Annotated in this window: 16 protein-coding genes; 4 read left to right on the top strand and 12 right to left on the bottom strand. The window is 46.8% G+C overall.

What is annotated here, in order from left to right; genetic code table 11:
* Nucleotides 1-29: 29 nt before the first annotated feature.
* Entirely contained in the window at nt 30-2,906 is a 2,877-nt protein-coding gene (gene carB, locus GO755_RS23990) for a carbamoyl-phosphate synthase large subunit (protein ID WP_157587835.1), read from the bottom strand.
* A 365-nt stretch (nt 2,907-3,271) separates the two neighbouring features.
* Here carB and GO755_RS23995 point away from each other — a divergent pair, with 365 nt between their 5' ends.
* Nucleotides 3,272-4,702 carry a hypothetical protein gene (locus tag GO755_RS23995; RefSeq protein WP_157587836.1) on the top strand — a complete coding sequence of 477 codons (1,431 nt, stop codon included), beginning with the start codon at nt 3,272-3,274 and terminating at the stop codon, nt 4,700-4,702.
* Between the two features lie 129 nt (nt 4,703-4,831).
* Nucleotides 4,832-5,287: a ferritin-like domain-containing protein gene (locus GO755_RS24000; protein WP_157587837.1), complete on the top strand. Its 456-nt coding sequence runs from the start codon at nt 4,832-4,834 to the stop codon at nt 5,285-5,287.
* Nucleotides 5,288-5,352: 65 nt separating this feature from the next.
* Here GO755_RS24000 and GO755_RS24005 read toward each other — a convergent pair whose 3' ends face one another.
* From GO755_RS24005 to GO755_RS24030, 6 genes are all read right to left on the bottom strand, one after another.
* A complete protein-coding gene (locus GO755_RS24005; RefSeq protein ID WP_157587838.1) occupies nt 5,353-5,700 on the bottom strand; it encodes a hypothetical protein in 348 nt (115 codons plus the stop codon).
* A 37-nt stretch (nt 5,701-5,737) separates the two neighbouring features.
* Nucleotides 5,738-6,616, bottom strand: a complete 879-nt coding sequence (locus GO755_RS24010) for an aldo/keto reductase (RefSeq protein WP_157587839.1) — start codon at nt 6,614-6,616, stop codon at nt 5,738-5,740.
* A 107-nt stretch (nt 6,617-6,723) separates the two neighbouring features.
* Nucleotides 6,724-7,581 carry a prephenate dehydrogenase gene (locus GO755_RS24015; RefSeq protein ID WP_157587840.1) on the bottom strand — a complete coding sequence of 286 codons (858 nt, stop codon included), beginning with the start codon at nt 7,579-7,581 and terminating at the stop codon, nt 6,724-6,726.
* A 57-nt stretch (nt 7,582-7,638) separates the two neighbouring features.
* A complete protein-coding gene (locus GO755_RS24020) occupies nt 7,639-8,040 on the bottom strand; it encodes a GxxExxY protein (RefSeq protein ID WP_157587841.1) in 402 nt (133 codons plus the stop codon).
* A 161-nt stretch (nt 8,041-8,201) separates the two neighbouring features.
* Complete coding sequence (locus tag GO755_RS24025) at nt 8,202-9,374, bottom strand: pyridoxal phosphate-dependent aminotransferase (RefSeq protein WP_157587842.1); 1,173 nt, start codon at nt 9,372-9,374, stop codon at nt 8,202-8,204.
* Nucleotides 9,375-9,524: 150 nt separating this feature from the next.
* Complete coding sequence (locus GO755_RS24030; RefSeq protein ID WP_157587843.1) at nt 9,525-10,076, bottom strand: NUDIX hydrolase; 552 nt, start codon at nt 10,074-10,076, stop codon at nt 9,525-9,527.
* A gap of 131 nt (nt 10,077-10,207) precedes the next feature.
* On the opposite strand from GO755_RS24030, the gene GO755_RS24035 reads away from it, so the two are divergent.
* Complete coding sequence (locus tag GO755_RS24035) at nt 10,208-10,789, top strand: hypothetical protein (protein ID WP_157587844.1); 582 nt, start codon at nt 10,208-10,210, stop codon at nt 10,787-10,789.
* An 80-nt stretch (nt 10,790-10,869) separates the two neighbouring features.
* On the opposite strand, the gene GO755_RS24040 is transcribed toward GO755_RS24035, so the two are convergent.
* On the bottom strand, nt 10,870-11,808 hold the full coding sequence (locus GO755_RS24040; protein WP_157587845.1) for a nucleoside hydrolase: 939 nt from the start codon (nt 11,806-11,808) through the stop codon (nt 10,870-10,872).
* 196 nt (nt 11,809-12,004) lie between these two features.
* On the opposite strand from GO755_RS24040, the gene GO755_RS24045 reads away from it, so the two are divergent.
* Nucleotides 12,005-13,690 (top strand): M28 family metallopeptidase, encoded by a 1,686-nt coding sequence (locus GO755_RS24045; RefSeq protein WP_198174910.1) that lies wholly within the window; start codon nt 12,005-12,007, stop codon nt 13,688-13,690.
* A gap of 86 nt (nt 13,691-13,776) precedes the next feature.
* Here GO755_RS24045 and GO755_RS24050 read toward each other — a convergent pair whose 3' ends face one another.
* From GO755_RS24050 to GO755_RS24065, 4 genes are all read right to left on the bottom strand, one after another.
* Complete coding sequence (locus GO755_RS24050) at nt 13,777-14,292, bottom strand: GNAT family N-acetyltransferase (protein WP_157587846.1); 516 nt, start codon at nt 14,290-14,292, stop codon at nt 13,777-13,779.
* Nucleotides 14,293-14,377: 85 nt separating this feature from the next.
* A complete protein-coding gene (locus tag GO755_RS24055) occupies nt 14,378-14,998 on the bottom strand; it encodes a thioredoxin family protein (protein WP_157587847.1) in 621 nt (206 codons plus the stop codon).
* A gap of 6 nt (nt 14,999-15,004) precedes the next feature.
* Nucleotides 15,005-15,496, bottom strand: coding sequence for a TlpA family protein disulfide reductase (locus GO755_RS24060; protein ID WP_227687060.1), 492 nt, complete (start codon nt 15,494-15,496; stop codon nt 15,005-15,007).
* Nucleotides 15,497-15,572: 76 nt separating this feature from the next.
* Nucleotides 15,573-16,241, bottom strand: a complete 669-nt coding sequence (locus tag GO755_RS24065) for an N-acetylmuramoyl-L-alanine amidase (RefSeq protein WP_157587848.1) — start codon at nt 16,239-16,241, stop codon at nt 15,573-15,575.
* Nucleotides 16,242-16,298 lie beyond the last annotated feature (57 nt).

The raw sequence follows: 16,298 nt of genomic DNA on the forward strand, positions 1-16,298 counted from the left end.
ACTCAATTCGAGTGGCTCTTTTTGTAATTCTACCGGCTCAGATACAAATTCCGTTCGGAGTATACCTTCTGGAAATAATCGTCCGTAAGGTCGTCGATGAAATAGATACCCTCTCCGGTCGATTTCATTTCGGGACCGAGTTCCTTATTTACGTTCGGGAATTTGCTGAACGAGAACACCGGAATCTTGATCGCATAACCTTTCTTGACCGGCTTGAAATCGAAATCCTTCACCTTCTTGTCGCCTAGCATTACCTTGGTTGCATAGTTGACATAAGGTTCCTGATACGCTTTACAGATGAACGGTACCGTACGGCTGGCCCGTGGGTTTGCTTCAATAATGTAGACCACTTCGTTTTTGATGGCGAACTGAATATTGATCAACCCAACGGTCTTAAGCGCGACGGCAATCTTTTTGGTATGTTCTTCAATTTGCCGAATCACGTTCTCGCTCAAGTCGAAGGTCGGTAGCACAGCATAGGAGTCGCCGGAGTGAATACCCGCCGGTTCGATGTGCTCCATGATACCAATGATATATACGTCCTCGCCGTCGCAAATGGCATCGGCTTCCGCTTCAATGGCGTTTTCGAGGAAGTGGTCGAGCAGGATGTTGTTGTCTGGAATATCTTCCAGAATCTTCATTACATGTTGCTCCAGCTCGTTCTCATTGATAACGATCTTCATGTTCTGGCCACCCAGCACGTAGCTTGGCCGTACCAGCAGCGGGAATCCTAGCTCACGCGATAATTCCAGTGCGCCTTCCGACTCCCGAACGGTTCCAAATTTTGGGTATGGAATGTCCAGGGTTTTCAGCATCTCCGAGAAATGACCCCGATCTTCGGCTAAGTCGAGGGCTTCCCAACTTGTACCGATGATTTTGATACCGTAGCGAGTCAGTTTTTCGGCCATTTTCAGCGCCGTTTGACCACCCAACTGCACAATGACGCCCTCGGGCTGCTCGTGCATGATAATGGCGTGAACGTGCTCCCAGAAAACCGGTTCGAAGTACAGTTTGTCGGCAATATCAGGGTCCGTTGAGACCGTTTCGGGATTACAGTTGATCATGATCGTCTCATAACCCGCTTCCTTAGCCGCCAACACACCATGTACACAAGAGTAATCGAATTCGATTCCCTGGCCAATGCGGTTTGGTCCTGAACCCAATACCACAACCTTTTTGCGATTGCTCCGAATCGACTCATTACCGGGCAGGTCAGAAACCGGCTCAGGGCGGTCATTTGTGATGGGTAACTGATTGTTAAACGTCGAATAATAATACGGCGTTTTAGCCTCGAACTCAGCTGCGCAGGTATCTACACACTTATACACCCGGCGGATGTTATGCTCCTGCCGATAATTGTAAATCTTACTTTCCTTCACCTGAAGCAAGTGAGCTAACTGGCGATCGGCATAGCCTTTCTGCTTGGCCGTCCGGAGAAGTTCGGGCGGAATATCGTCCAGATCGTATTTTTGAATCTCACGCTCCAGCTCAATCAATTCCTCGATCTGATGCAAAAACCAGGGGTCTATTTTGGTTAATTGCTGAATCGTACGGAAGGACATTCCGGCTTTAAACGCATCGTAGATATGGAACAGACGGTTCCAGCTTGGGTGTTGCAGACTTTCCGTTAGAGCAGCTCGGTCGGTGAGTTCGTGACCATCAGCACCAAGGCCATTCCGACGAATTTCTAACGACTGACAGGCTTTTTGGAGGGCTTCCTGAAAGTTCCGGCCAATACCCATCGTTTCGCCTACCGACTTCATTTGCAGGCCTAACGACCGGTCGGCACCCGGAAACTTGTCAAAATTCCAGCGAGGTACTTTTACAATGACGTAGTCAATAGCTGGTTCGAAGAAAGCTGACGTTGTGCCCGTAATCGGGTTGATCAGTTCATCGAGGTTATACCCGACCGACATTTTAGCCGCAATCTTAGCAATAGGATAACCCGTTGCTTTTGATGCCAGCGCTGATGATCGGCTCACGCGTGGATTTACCTCAATAACGATGATGTCATCCGTTTGCGGGTTGACTGAAAACTGAATATTGCATCCTCCGGCAAACTGCCCAATACCACTCATCACCCTGATGGCCAGGTCGCGCATTTTTTGGTAGAGTGTGTCGGGTAGGGTCATGGCCGGAGCAACTGTAATACTGTCGCCGGTATGAATACCCATCGGATCGAAGTTTTCGATGGAGCAGATGATGATGAAGTTACCGTTGTTATCACGCAACAACTCCAGCTCATACTCTTTCCAGCCCATTACACTTTGTTCTACCAACACCTCATGAACAGGAGATGCGTGTAAACCGGCGGTAAGCGCCTTGTCGAAATCTTCAGGTCGGTTGACGAAGCCACCGCCCGTACCGCCAAGGGTAAACGATGGTCGAATAACGAGCGGGAAGCCAATTTCCTGCGCAATTTCTTTACCTTCCAGAAACGAGCGAGCGGTGCGTCCTTTACAAACCCCCGCGCCAAGCTCAAGCATCAGCAGGCGGAATTTCTCACGATCTTCGGTCGTTTCGATGGCTTTAATATCCACCCCGATGATCTGAACATTGTATTTTTTCCAAATACCGGCTTTGTCGCAATCGATAGCCAGATTCAGCGCTGTCTGCCCACCCATAGTTGGTAGAACGGCGTCGATGGGGCGACCCATTTCCTGGTGTTTTTTCAGGATTTCGACGATAGACTTTTTCTCTAACGGCAGTAGATAGACATGATCGGCGTTGATTGGGTCGGTCATGATCGTGGCCGGATTGGAATTAATCAACGACACTTCTATACCTTCCTCCCGAATAGATCGAGCGGCCTGTGAGCCAGCATAATCGAACTCACAAGCCTGGCCAATAACAATGGGGCCTGAGCCAATAATAAGAACCGAGCGAATGTTGGAATTTTTTGGCATTTTTCAGCAGGACAATGACCGCATGGGCGGCCCTGAATGAGTTGTAAGTTGAGCACACTGCCTGACGATTAGCAGGCGATTCAGGGTCTGGTCAAAAATCCTGCAAAATTAGGGGTTTAGCGGGGAATGGAAAAGGAGAATTTTAGAATATAATGCGATAGTGGCGATAATAAGCCTCAAGGCCCTTTTTTTTGTGTAAGCTGCTTCAATAATAAGTTCGTCAATAGGGTTTAACGTAAATTTTTTTTGATTTCCTTCCAACGGTTTTCGCCTAATACCAATCAGTAACATACAATGTGATTTATTGGAAAACGCTCGGTATATACCTATTTTTGACTAATTTGATTCATTAATGTATTGCGCTTATGGTTCGACCTTATTTACTGTTTATATGTGTTCTGGTTAGTTGTCTGGCTGTAACCTGTGTTCGTGATTACCCGTCTACAGATCCTAATAAAGCGCCCGTTGTGCCGAACCCACCATCAGGCGGATTGCCTGGCCAGACGCAAACATCTCCCCAAAAGCGACTGTATCTGGATAATGATAAGATACGGGTGGGTATTGATCTCAATGCGGGAGGAGCTATTACTTATTTATCAGAGGCCGGTAGTAGCGTAAACATGGTCAACAATAATGACTTGGGACGGCAGATACAAACCTCAATTTATGCGGGTCCTTACCCCTATAGTGTGAATGGAAAAGATCCTGTTTATCAGTGGAGATATCTTGGCTGGAATCCCGTTCAGACAGGTGACTATTATAATAATCCAGCGCGGGTGATTAGCTATCAACAAGGGCAAAACACGCTGTACGTCAAAACGATACCATTGATTTGGCCCTTGCTCAATGAACCCGCCGACTGTTACTTCGAGCACTGGATTGAACTCAAAGACAATACAATTCACGTACGTTGTAAAATTGTTGTTAATCGGGCCGATACCACTCAGTATGAGTCCCGAACGCAGGAGGTGCCTTGTGTCTACCTGAATGGGCCCTATTATCGGATGATTACCTATGGGGGCGTGAAGCCGTTCACTAACGATGCGGTATCAGAATTTACCGACCGGGATGTACTGAATCGATATGGTAGCGAAAACTGGATTGCCTTGCTGAATGCAGATGGACGGGGTGTTGGTTTGTATAAGCCCAACGAGGTACGATTCGGATCGGCGGGTTTTGGTGTTCCAAAGGTTGGGGGTGAGTATGACGTGTCGGCGGGCTACATAACCAGCCAGCCTCACTTGCTAATTGATCATAATGGGCAGTATGAATTTGAATATACTTTGGTCGTTGGCTCGTTGACCGATATTCGACAGTTCGCCTATGCCCAGCCTCGCCCGCCTACGGCCCCTACGTATAAATTTGTCAGCGATCGACAGGGTTGGTATTTCAATCATACTCGCGACAAGGGCTATCCGATTCAGAATGAATTGACTGTTCGCTGGATGCGAGATGATTCGACTGCCAGCAGATTCCGGGTTATGAGTCCAATGTCGTTCTGGAATTCGACAAGTGTACCAAAGATTTACATACAGGCTGCTTTTCAGACAAAAGGAACGATAGCCCGGTTTTCGTGGCGTAAACCTGAGGATTATGACTTTCTGGACACACCGGGTCGCTACGTCGATTTCCCAATTGTGGGCGATGGCCAGTTCCGTACGTATGAAATTAACACAAGTCAACTGACAGGATGGGATGGAGCTATTACTCAAATTTCCTTAACAAGTCCAGACAGTCAGTTTCCTTTCGAGAAAGGGTCGATTTTGCGGCTACGTAGTGTAACCGCTTCCAATTAGTAAATACCTGGGACTAAAAAATGAGGGATTTGCTGAGCTCAGCAAATCCCTCATTTTTTAGTCCCAGGTGAACAATCGCGCGTACACTTGGTTGTAATCTGAGTTAATAACTTATAGAAATCAACTGTTATGATCACGAATAAGGAAATTGTTGACGACCTCAACGAACTGGTTAAAATCAATAATGATCGCATTCAGGGCTATGAAAAAGCGATTGAAGACAACGAAGACGCACAACTGGACGATCTTTTCCGGCACTATGTAATTCAGAGTCAGAATTTTCGTAGTCAATTGGCCGATCACATTGTACGGATTGATGGATTGGCAGTATCTGATGCCACATCAACGGATGTAACAAGTAAGATTCACCGGGCCTGGATCGATATTAAATCAGCGCTGACGGGTAAGGATCGCGATAGCGTACTGAGTTCAGTTGAGTTTGGCGAAAATGCTGCGATTGAAGCCTATCAGGATGCGATTGATAAAGATCATATTCCGGCGTACATTAAAGAAGATTTGCAAAAGCAATTAAGCCAATTGCAAACTGCTCACGATAAAATCAGTTCACTGGAGAAGGCTGCATAAGTTGTGCCAGCATACAACAAAAAGGGAGGACTTCAAGTCCTCCCTTTTGTTGTATGCTGGTTTGATTAACCTGCCTGCGTAACCTGTTTCGATGTCTCCTCCAGTACCTGTGCCAGCTGAAGCAGTTGTCCAACTAAACCAACGTCCGATACCTCGTTAGCAGCCTGCTTTGTTAGCTTGCTAAGTGTATGCAACGACCCGGCGATTTGGGGAGCTTTCCCATCTGCCAGCGCTCGTTTGAGCGAGAATAACTCATCGGCAACATTTTCGAGCGTCAGATTACCTTCCCCAAGTGCATCACTCCACTGATTAATTAAGTCATTGACTGGACTTATGTGTTCAGCGCCTTCTTGCAGCCTATGCAGGGTTGAAGCCAGCAATTGCTGCGGGTCTTGTTTGGTTTGTGTTAGCATACAGATTGACGATTTGGTTACTGATTTATAGCAAACCTTATTCAGGTAGCGGCATATCATTCAAATCTTCGTCGGTAAGTTTGATTGTCACAGCCTGTAGGTTTTCTTCCAAATGCTTTACCGATGATGTTCCGGCAATAGGCAGCATTGCCGGTGAAGCGGCTAAGAGCCAGGCAAGCGCAATTTGATAGTCTGTAGCATTGTGACGAGCAGCCACTTTTTTGATGGCATTGTTAGCCGCTACGTTTCCTGCATTGAGCGGGAACCAGGGAATAAAGGCAATGTTGTTCTGTTCGCTGTATTTTAGAACATCATTCCACCGCTGCTCCCCAAAGTTGTACATATTCTGTACCGACACGACCTCGAAGTATTTTTTTGCTTCTTCGATCTGATCGATACTTACTTCCGACAAACCAATGTGCCGAATTTTGCCTTGTTGCTGGGCCTCCTGTAAAAAACTCAGGAACTCGTCAGACGGTACTTTTGGGTCGAAACGGTGAAGTTGATACAAATCGATTCGATCGACTTTCAATCGTTTCAGACTGCCTTCCAGAGCCTCTTGTAGATGTTTCCGGCTGCCATCTACCGGCCATTGGTTCGGCCCCGTACGTAGTAGACCGCCTTTGGTGGCGATGACTAAGCCGTCGGGGTAGGGGTGAAGTGCTTCGGCAATGAGTTCTTCTGAAACGTAAGGGCCGTAGCTATCAGCCGTATCAATAAAATTAATGCCCAGATCGAGGCAGCGTTTTAAAACGCGGATCGCTTCGTCATGGTCTTTTGGTGGCCCCCATATTCCGTTCCCAGTAATACGCATAGCTCCGTACGCCATACGATTGACAGTTAAGTCGCCACCGATTGTAATAGTACCTGCCTGGGCGGCCAATTGTGATCCGGCCGATTGTTCAGTTGCTTGCATGGGTATTTTGTGATTCAGGTTCCAGGACATACCAGTTAGTGGTGTCCTATGACATAAACCAACAGAAATCCGTTTTGTATCAGCAACCGGAAAAAGTTTTACTTTTTTTACCGTTTCTCAATTCCATCCAGCACCCGCCGAATAACGTTGGCCCGTTGCATAAAATCGAGCGATGTTTTAACATCTTGACTGTCAATTACCTCTTTGAATTGCTGCAGAAAGTCGATGTAGGCGGCCAGGGCGTCGGATACGTTCGTGCGATTTTGATCGAAAATAGGGGCCCACATTTGTGGAGAACTCTTCGCTAAACGAACCGTCGAGCTAAAGCCTGTGCTAGCCATATCGAAAATGGCCTGCTCATCTTTTTCTTTTTCCAGTACAGTCAGGCCGAGGGCGAACGCGCTAATATGACTCAGGTGTGAGACGTAGGCCAGGTGCAGGTCATGCTCCTGTGGGTTCATATAAAACAATTTCATACCCACATCCCGGAACAGGCTTTCGGTAAGCGTCAGACTGTCGGAATTGCTCTTTTCCCGATCGCAAATAATGAGGTTTTTGCCTACTAGCAATTCCTTAAAAGCCGCACCAGGACCAGAGTTTTCGGTGCCAGCCATTGGGTGAACAGCAACAAACTGTGCTCGTTTTACATGGGCATCGGCTACGGCACAAATTAATTCTTTGGTAGAACCCAGGTCGATTACAGTAGCGCCCGGTGGCAGGTGATCAAGTACCTCAGGCAGCAAGTCGATGATGATATTAACGGGTGTCGCCATCACGACGAGTGTGCTTTGGGCTACCGCTTCGGCTAGCGGCAATACGTCATCGACAATACCTTTTGCCAACGCCAGCTGCCCATTCACGGGCGAGGTGTCAACGCCAATGAAGCGCATTTTTGGGTATTTCTCGCGCACTGCAAGGGCAAACGAGCCGCCTAGTAAGCCTATGCCAATAATGGAGACTGTCATCTGAACCGGGATTTAACAGATTTATGGATGAAACAGATTTTGTTTCTCATTAGATGATTATTTGGAATGAAAGCGTCGAAAATGAGGATTGAGTACACGCTTAAATTCTAAGCTGGATGCACCGAAGTTTATTAGTAATCCGATTTCCAGATTATAAGCTTCGAGATAGTTGATGGACTGGGCCAGATGAACTTCTTCTAATTTGATAATCGCTTTTAATTTAACCAATACTTTCTCTTCTATTAGAAAGTCTGCGCGACGAGTACCCATCAGAACACCCTTATAGAAAATAGGCATATCCACTTCACGAGCGAAGCCTATATTAAATTGCTCAAGTTCATAAGCTAGCGAACGCTGGTAAATAACCTCCTGAAAGCCATTACCTAATACACGATGTACTTCCATCGAACAGCCAATAATGCGATGTGTCAGTTCGCCATATTTGTAATCCTGATGCATCACTACGATCAATAATTCTTAACAATAAGACCATGTTCATCTTGAAATTGATTGAAAGAGATACGTAGAGGAGAGCATTAAAATCAAAAAAACGGTTCATGCCAGAATCTGATTTTTGAGCAGTCAAGTAAATTGTTGATTGAATAAAAACAAAATCTGGTTTATCCTAAAATCCGTTCAATCCCGGTTCGAATACGCGCTTCTGGCACACACAACGACACGCGCACATACCGGTTCCCTTTGGGCCCGAAAATGAAGCCTGGGGCAATGAAAACATGTTTTTTCTCAAGCAGATCATTTACTAAAGTTTCGGCCGATTCAACTGAATCGGGTAGTTTGGCCCAGATGAATAAACCTTCCTGATCGGTGGTGTAGGTGCAGCCGAGGGCATCCAGAAAAGCATGAACGGCATCTAATCGTCCTTGGTAAACTGCGTTCCGCTCTCGATGCCAGTCGTCAGAATTGCCGAGAGCTTCGGTGGCAGCATCCATCAGTGGCTTAAACTGACCCGAATCAATGTTGCTTTTGATCGTTAATACCGCATCGACATAGGCTTTAGCACCCGCCATCCAGCCGATACGCCATCCCGCCATGTTATGCGATTTGCTCAATGAATTCAACTCCACAGCCACGTCTTTCGCACCATCAATTGATAGCAGGCTAATGGGTGGTTTTTTATTCAGAATCAGGCTATATGGATTGTCGTGACATAATAATACCTGGTGATCATGCGCAAATCGTACCGCCTGCTCGAACAAAGCATGCGTAGCCGGTGCACCTGTAGGCATGTGGGGGTAATTGAGCCAGATAATTTTTGTCTTTTCAGAAGCTGGTGAACTGGCTATTAAATCAGCCATGACCTCCCAGTCGGGTTGCCAGCCAGCATGTTCCAGAAGTGGGTATTCATGGACATTGGCTCCAATCATTCGACTCACCGCCCTATACGCCGGGTAGCCAAGTTCTGGTACCAGTACACCATCGCCTTCATTCAGAAAAGTCAGCGAAATGTGTGTAATACCTTCTTTAGAGCCAATAAGCGGTAAAATCTCAGTTTCGGGATCGAGGGTAACCCCGTAGGTATGACTATAGAATCGGGAAATGGCCTGCCGTAACTGGAGTGTGCCTTTATAGTTTTGATAACCGTGCGAAGTTGGCTGTTGCGCCGATTGGATAAGCGCATCAATCGTATTGGCAGAGGGCATCAGATCGGGATTGCCAATGCCGAGGTTAATTATATCATGACCAGCCGCCTGCAAACGACGAACTTCGGCCAGCTTCACTGAAAAATAATACTCCTGCGTTTGATCAGCGCGGAGGGCAAGGGGAATAATCATTCTGAACCGGGATTGAGCAGATTTAATGATTGGCAGGATTTTGACACAAATCGAGTTATCATACAAATTTGGGATGGCAAAGATACTTGCCGAGGCAATGCAGTGAATAATCAGTTAGATAAACAAAATCAGTTTGATCCATAAATCAGCTCAATCCCGGTTCAGATATTTCAACAACGGTGCTAAATGCAAGGCTTGCATCATCTCGCCATTATTGATGATCTCTATCGCCCGTTCTCGTGAAACAACATGCACCGTAATTTCTTCTGTGTTTTCGAGATGTTGCGCCTGCTTTACTTCAACACCTGTTGCCAGAAATGCATGCGTCAAGTTAGCATGCGTGCCTGGATTAGCCGAGAGTGTCATTAGGGGTTGCCAGTGACCACCACCGAAGCCAGTTTCTTCCAATAGTTCGCGTTGGGCGGCCACAAGTGGCTCTTCGCCAGGGTCAACGACACCAGCGCAGAGTTCGTAGTGCACCCCCGCAATGCCATGCCGATATTGGCGAATCAGTACCAGTTGATCTTCAGTTGTAACGGCTACTACATTGATCCAATCGGGGTATTCAAAGACGAAGTAGTTAGGAATGGAGCCACCATTCTCCATTCGAATGGCATCTTTGCGAACCGTGAACCATGGTAATTGGTGAATGTATTCGGAGGTTTCGACCTGCCAGGGCCGGGGATCATTATCTGGATTCATAGCCACAAAGGTAGGCCAGCCACATGACTAATTGAAGGCTTTTTCGTCAGAGTCATATTAACCGACCTTCCCAGTTCGTTGTAAATGGGATTTTTGTCTCCGCTAGTACTGTTCGTCCAACTCACGACCTGATGAAAAACGTCATTGCCCTTTTTGTTGTTACGTTATGCCTTTTTCTTTCATCCTGCCATCGGCCTGTTGCTTATTTTCAGCGATCATCCCGTCCGGCAGCAGCCCGATTAACCGTTGAAAAGCCAAGTGTAACAGTCGAAAGTGTCGTATCAGATTCAGTTTTAGCCGTTGACCAACCTATTGATACGGTGATGATGTCGGCGGCCGCTGTAGTTGCCAGTCTGAAAAACAAGCCAGTACAGTCCACCAGTACTACTATTGAACGACGCATGCACCGGGTTCAGTCAATACTATCTGTCCCGTCAGAATCGCCAGATAAACAGCCTGATCCCAGGCCTAAGAAAAAGCTCAAATTAGGGAATCAAATCCGACAGAGTTTAGGTATGCGGTTGCGCCCCGAACTCAACTGGTGGCAACGGATTAGCTGGAAGCTTAAAGCGTCCGTTTTGATCATTCTGGTAGCCGTTGTCTTTGCTATACTGCACATTACGATACTGGCTATCATTTTCGGAATCCTGGGTGCGTTCCTGATGATCAGTGGCCTGAAGCGATCGTTTAAGGTTAGACGACCGTGGTTTTAGTTTCTGACAGGATTTACAGGATGAACAGGATGTCTATTGTTTTCAAAATCCTGTTCATCCTGTAAATCCTGTCAGAAACCTTAAGGTAGTTTTTGAATAGCTTCGTAAATCAGGTTGATATACTTCTCCCGATCGATGTTATAAACGAACTCGGTATTTGGGGCTTTCTTCAATACATCGAAAAAGTCGACGACAGTGGTCCCCAGGGTCAATTTGCCAGTTAATTCAACATCCACGTAGCATGATTTTGATGTAAACATCGTCGGGTCAATAAGCCAGGCGATGGCACACGGATCGTGCAGGGCAGCCCCTCCTTCTAATTCCGGGCGTTCGCTACGATAAAAAATGGAGAAGAAGTCCATTAGTTCCGCAACCACCTTGCCCGATCGATTCCCAATCGCCCTGAATCGCTCAATGTCTTCCTGAAAAACGAGTGCTTTGTGCGTGACATCGAGACCACACATCGTAATCGGAATACCTGAGTTAAACACGATAGAAGCCGCTTCGGGATCAACGTATATGTTGAATTCGGCTGTGGGAGTCATATTTCCCCGAAAGCCACCACCGCCCATCAGCGAGATTCGGGCAATCTTCGGTTTCAGCTGCGGATATGCCAGCAGAAAGGTAGCAATATTGGTCAACGGCCCGGTTGGTACAAAGGTTATTGGCTCGTCGCTATTGATCAGAATAGCGGCCATTGCTTCTATGGCCGATGTCGGTTCCGGTTTTAGCGTGGGCTCTGGTAGAATTGGCCCATCCATGCCCATCTCACCGTGTACGTGATCGGCAATGATAAGCTCCCGAAAGAGGGGTTTGTCGCATCCTTTATAGATCGGAATATCGGAGCCGAGTAATTCCTTAAGCTTTAAGGCATTGGTCAGCGTTTTTTGCTGCGTCTGATTTCCGGCAGAGGTGGTTATCGCTTTGATATCGAATAAACCACTCCCAATGGCCAGCATAAGCATGACGGCATCGTCATGGCCGGGATCGCAGTCGATTAGTATGGGTAGTTTTTTCATTGTCTGTTGATGGTGTTTATAAACGGCTTTCTGCAAAAACCATCGCGTTATTTCCGCCCATTTAGGCGCTGAATATACTACCAATTAAGCAAGTGCATAGCTAACGACCGTAAAGTTGACTAAGCGATCATATCAATTTGTTCTACTAAAACTGTGACCTATATTAGCTACTCATTTCCCGTTTCAACCGTCCTCAATGCAACACTTTACAACAACTATAGCACTTAGTTTATTGATTACCCTGGCTGGTGTAAACCAGTTAATGGGCCAATCCAACGCCATTCCAGCCGATGCGCAGCAGGCCGTTAAAACCGTTCGGCCCGAAGCGATCCGTACGCACATGAGTATTCTGGCCAACGACTCGTTAAAAGGGCGTAAACCTGGTACGCGGGGATTCGCCATGGCGGCAGATTATGTAGTTGGGCAACTCAAAGCATTGGGATTACAACCAGCTGGGGAAAATAACACGTTTCGGCAAAATGTACCGCTTCGCCGATGGCAGGTTAAAGAAAGTAACAGCTCACTTGCACTAGTGTCAAATGGTCGCGAACTACCATTCACGTATGGAAAACAGTTCATCCTGAACCCAAGTCCTGATAATCCTAATAGCGACATAATGGCACCTGTCATTTTCGTTGGTTATGGGGTTACAGCTCCCGATCTCGGTTATGATGATTATACTGGCGTCGATGTAAAAGGAAAAATTGTGGCTTTTCTGAATGGCGCTCCAGCTACGTTTCCATCGAATCAACGAGCTTACAATTCATCGTCTAAGGCGGAGAATGCAGTAGCGCATGGAGCCATCGGTACAATCGCGTTCAGCTTACCTACCGATTTGCGTAGTCGTATTGAGACTGCTGCTCCCCGCGCCCGGCAGGGTATCACACGTTGGGTAGATAAAGATGGGAAACCTAAAAGCACGTTTCCTGCCCTGAAAGGAGCAGCCTCCATTAGTGATTCACTCGCGAAACTGCTTTTTGCCAACGCGCCAACGTCGTTTAGCGAGGCTATGGGACAGGCTATGAAAAATCGCCCGCAGGCGTTTCCGCTTAATGTGTCGGTTCATATGAAAACGCAGACCGATATCGCAGAAGATATTGCGGGTTTCAATGTGGTGGCGGTATTGCCTGGTTCAGATCCTGCGTTGAAAAATGAATACATCGTGCAAGTGGCCCACCTCGATCATCTGGGAGTTGGTCGGCCCGTAAAAGGCGCATCCACGCCGGGCGATTCGATTTTCAATGGTGCCCATGATAATGCATCGGGTGTGGCCATTATGCTCGAAACGGCGCGGCTTTATGCATCATTGTCCAAAGCACCCCGGCGGTCTATTTTATTTGTGGGTGTAACGGGCGAAGAAATGGGGCTGCTGGGGTCTGATTATTTTGCGAGTAATCCGACGGTTCCTAAAGACAAAATTGTGGCTAATCTGACGTTAGACATGCCGTTCTTCTTCCATCCGTTGCTCGATATTGTTCCGTACGGAGCCGAGCATTCGAGTTTAAATAAGGAAGTTAAACAGGCCGCTGCCTTCCTGGGCGTTCAGATTAGCCCTGACCCAATTCCAGAACAGACAGTATTTATGCGAAGCGATCACTTCAGTTTCGTGCGGCAGGGTATTCCGGCGCTATTCATTAAGAGTGGTTCTCAAACGGGCAATCCCAATCTGGATGGCACCAAACTCAACCTCGAGTGGCGGGCAACCATTTATCATACTCCACAGGATGATATGAATCAGCCTTTCGACTTCAATTCAGCTGCTAAACACGCACAATTGCAGTTTCTGGTTGGTTACTTAACCGCGCAGGAAAGCCAGCGCCCAACCTGGAATAAAGGCGACTTTTTCGGGACGAAATTTGGTAAGGGAAATGTTGGACAGTGAACTTGGTAGGACTTTCGCTTGGAGCCGTGCCACGGTTCAATTGATCTGCCTGGATAACCGTGGCACGGCTCCAAGCGAAAGTCCTACTAAGAAACGATGTACGCATACATGACCTGGTCTATTACCTGTCCATCTTTAACTGCACTTCGGCGCATAACTCCTTCACGTTGGTAGCCTACTTTTTCGAGTACCTTAATCGACGCCGAATTACGTAGAAAAGGAACCGCATAGATACGATTTAACGCAAATTCGGGAATAGCATAGTCCGTAAAGACTCGCAAAGCAGTTGTGATAATGCCTCGTCCCCAATAGGACTGACCTAACCAATAGCCTACCTCAGCCGTGTAGCGCTCAATATCGTCATGAAGTAACAGGCCAATCCCACCGACCGCTTCTCCATCGACAGCGATAGCAAAGTTGGTTTCCGGTCTGGCTTTCAAGACATAATCAATCCATTGTTGCGCGTCAGCCTGCGTATAGGGATGGGGGAAACGATCCCGAAGATTTAACCAAATCTCTTTGTTATTGGCGTATTGGGGGAGTTTACGCTCATCTCCAGCCTGCCAGGATCGTATCGCAAAAGACTCACAATCAATATACATTGGCTATCCCCGTTTAAAAGCTGAACAGAGTCTGCACCAGTGAATTGCTCAATTTACGATTCACTGGTGCGATCCCCTTTTAGAGTTAAGCATCTTTCCACTTGATACCACACCCAACCGCTCTGGCTGATGAGGTAGTTACGGGTTTTCCTGCAATTAATTCATTGACAGCACTTTCTACGTATTTTTTGTCGGCTGCTGCCGGGTCGTACTGATTGTTATCGATGGCGCCAATATAAGCCACTTTGTATTGGTTGCCCTCCCGTTTCACTACAAACATATGGGGTGTGTTGGTCGCGCCAAACGCGCGGGCTACGGTCTGGCTTTCGTCGTACAGATAAGGGAATGCGTAGCTTTTAGTTTTTGCCCGTTGCTGCATCGCATTGTATGAATCACCCGGCGACCGATCCGCATCGTTAGCCTGAATAGCTACTACCGGATAACCTTTTGGGGCAAACTGCTCGTTTAAGGCAATGATTCGTCCTTCGTAAGATTTCGCTACCGGACACGTGTTGCAGGTAAAGGCAATAATATAGCCTTTTGCATCCTGTTTGTCGGCCAGCGAAACCGTTTTTCCATCGACATTTTTCAGTTTAAAGTCCTGCACTGTATCCCCTACTTTGTACCCGGTTGAGGCATACCGGGCACTTATCAATACCACAGTGAGCAAGAGAGCGAACGTTGATAACAAGGCGGTCTTTTTCATAGCTGATTATAGTTTGTATTGATTGATAATTGATTCGAGTTCTCCTTCTTTTACTGGCTTGTCGATAAACTGACGAACGTGTTGTTTGGTATTGAGAATCAGTGTCATCGGCAACGCGCCCGACCATTCTGGCGCAAGTTTATCAACCCAGGTATTCAGATCTGACTCAGTAAGCAACACAACTTTCGACTTAACTTTTCGCTTTTGAAGAAACGGTAATACCTTCGTTTTCAGGGTTTTCCTGTCATCCATACTAACCAGCAGAACGTTTACTCGTTTGGCGGCATAGCGCTGGCGAACAGTTTCAAACTGAGGCAGTTCTTTCACGCAGGGCGCGCACCAGGTTGCCCAGAAATTTACTACATAGAGTGTATCATTCGGGCGGGTGATTAACTGTTGCAATTGGTCGAATGTGACCATTGAAACGGCCTGACTTTTTACCGGTTCGGAGTCCAGCCATAGGGCGATCAGGAGTATGCTAAAAACAGATTTCATCATCGCAACTGATTTATAACCTTCTACCAATCAGAAAACGAACACTTCACCGAATTCTATTGCACTAACTATCCTAAATCTATTCGCTGCCTAAACCAGGACTTCCCTTTAAGTGTAAGTCTTTCACCCGACTTCTGACTTTTCGCATGAACGATTTGCCAGGATCGATTTTACTGGTCAGGTAATTGGGGTCGGTTTCTTTCCAGATTGAAGTACCAATAAAGTCTTTATACTCATAATGGCCAATCAGGTATTCGATTCCTCTGTAGTGACGTTTCAGATAACGAACCAACTGTACATTGGCTTTCATTTGTGCTTTTGTCAGGTCGTTGTTGCCGATGTTTTCAATGCCAATAGCGCAGTAATTCAAGCCAATACAATGGCGGGCGAAGGTAGTATCGGGGAGTAATCGAAAAATAGTACCATCGCGGTCGACCAGAAAAGGAACCGATGTATTTAAGCGGCTAGCTACCTGAAGATCGGGGCGTCCTGGTAATACGACTGGATTAAAGATGTCGAAAGTTGCCTCAAGAGTTGGAACCGCCGTCCAATGCAGCACAATCATTTTTGGTTTGATATAAGGTTCCTGCTGCTCAATTCCATGTCGTTTCGCTAAATATTCGAGCGAAAGTTGTTTACGCTCCTCATCGAAAATAATAGGCTTATCAATAAATCGAAACGTGGGCTTAGCACACGAATTTAAAAGCAGCAGGACAGCAAGAGTGAGTGTAGGAAGGAGGCATTTCATGGATGGTTGATGATTGTGTTTTTGGCTTTAGGTTAAGGGGGGAGGGTTTCGGCAAAA

It is taken from the genome of Spirosoma arboris (genome assembly GCF_009754945.1).
GTDB classification, from domain to species: domain Bacteria; phylum Bacteroidota; class Bacteroidia; order Cytophagales; family Spirosomataceae; genus Spirosoma; species Spirosoma arboris.

What these genes read in the sequence shown, in the direction of transcription:
- carB (WP_157587835.1), bottom strand. Translation starts at nt 2,906, where the DNA reads ATGCCAAAAAATTCCAACATTCGCTCGGTTCTTATTATTGGCTCAGGC.
- GO755_RS23995 (WP_157587836.1), top strand. Translation starts at nt 3,272, where the DNA reads ATGGTTCGACCTTATTTACTGTTTATATGTGTTCTGGTTAGTTGTCTG.
- GO755_RS24000 (WP_157587837.1), top strand. Translation starts at nt 4,832, where the DNA reads ATGATCACGAATAAGGAAATTGTTGACGACCTCAACGAACTGGTTAAA.
- GO755_RS24005 (WP_157587838.1), bottom strand. Translation starts at nt 5,700, where the DNA reads ATGCTAACACAAACCAAACAAGACCCGCAGCAATTGCTGGCTTCAACC.
- GO755_RS24010 (WP_157587839.1), bottom strand. Translation starts at nt 6,616, where the DNA reads ATGCAAGCAACTGAACAATCGGCCGGATCACAATTGGCCGCCCAGGCA.
- GO755_RS24015 (WP_157587840.1), bottom strand. Translation starts at nt 7,581, where the DNA reads ATGACAGTCTCCATTATTGGCATAGGCTTACTAGGCGGCTCGTTTGCC.
- GO755_RS24020 (WP_157587841.1), bottom strand. Translation starts at nt 8,040, where the DNA reads ATGCATCAGGATTACAAATATGGCGAACTGACACATCGCATTATTGGC.
- GO755_RS24025 (WP_157587842.1), bottom strand. Translation starts at nt 9,374, where the DNA reads ATGATTATTCCCCTTGCCCTCCGCGCTGATCAAACGCAGGAGTATTAT.
- GO755_RS24030 (WP_157587843.1), bottom strand. Translation starts at nt 10,076, where the DNA reads ATGAATCCAGATAATGATCCCCGGCCCTGGCAGGTCGAAACCTCCGAA.
- GO755_RS24035 (WP_157587844.1), top strand. Translation starts at nt 10,208, where the DNA reads ATGAAAAACGTCATTGCCCTTTTTGTTGTTACGTTATGCCTTTTTCTT.
- GO755_RS24040 (WP_157587845.1), bottom strand. Translation starts at nt 11,808, where the DNA reads ATGAAAAAACTACCCATACTAATCGACTGCGATCCCGGCCATGACGAT.
- GO755_RS24045 (WP_198174910.1), top strand. Translation starts at nt 12,005, where the DNA reads ATGCAACACTTTACAACAACTATAGCACTTAGTTTATTGATTACCCTG.
- GO755_RS24050 (WP_157587846.1), bottom strand. Translation starts at nt 14,292, where the DNA reads ATGTATATTGATTGTGAGTCTTTTGCGATACGATCCTGGCAGGCTGGA.
- GO755_RS24055 (WP_157587847.1), bottom strand. Translation starts at nt 14,998, where the DNA reads ATGAAAAAGACCGCCTTGTTATCAACGTTCGCTCTCTTGCTCACTGTG.
- GO755_RS24060 (WP_227687060.1), bottom strand. Translation starts at nt 15,496, where the DNA reads ATGATGAAATCTGTTTTTAGCATACTCCTGATCGCCCTATGGCTGGAC.
- GO755_RS24065 (WP_157587848.1), bottom strand. Translation starts at nt 16,241, where the DNA reads ATGAAATGCCTCCTTCCTACACTCACTCTTGCTGTCCTGCTGCTTTTA.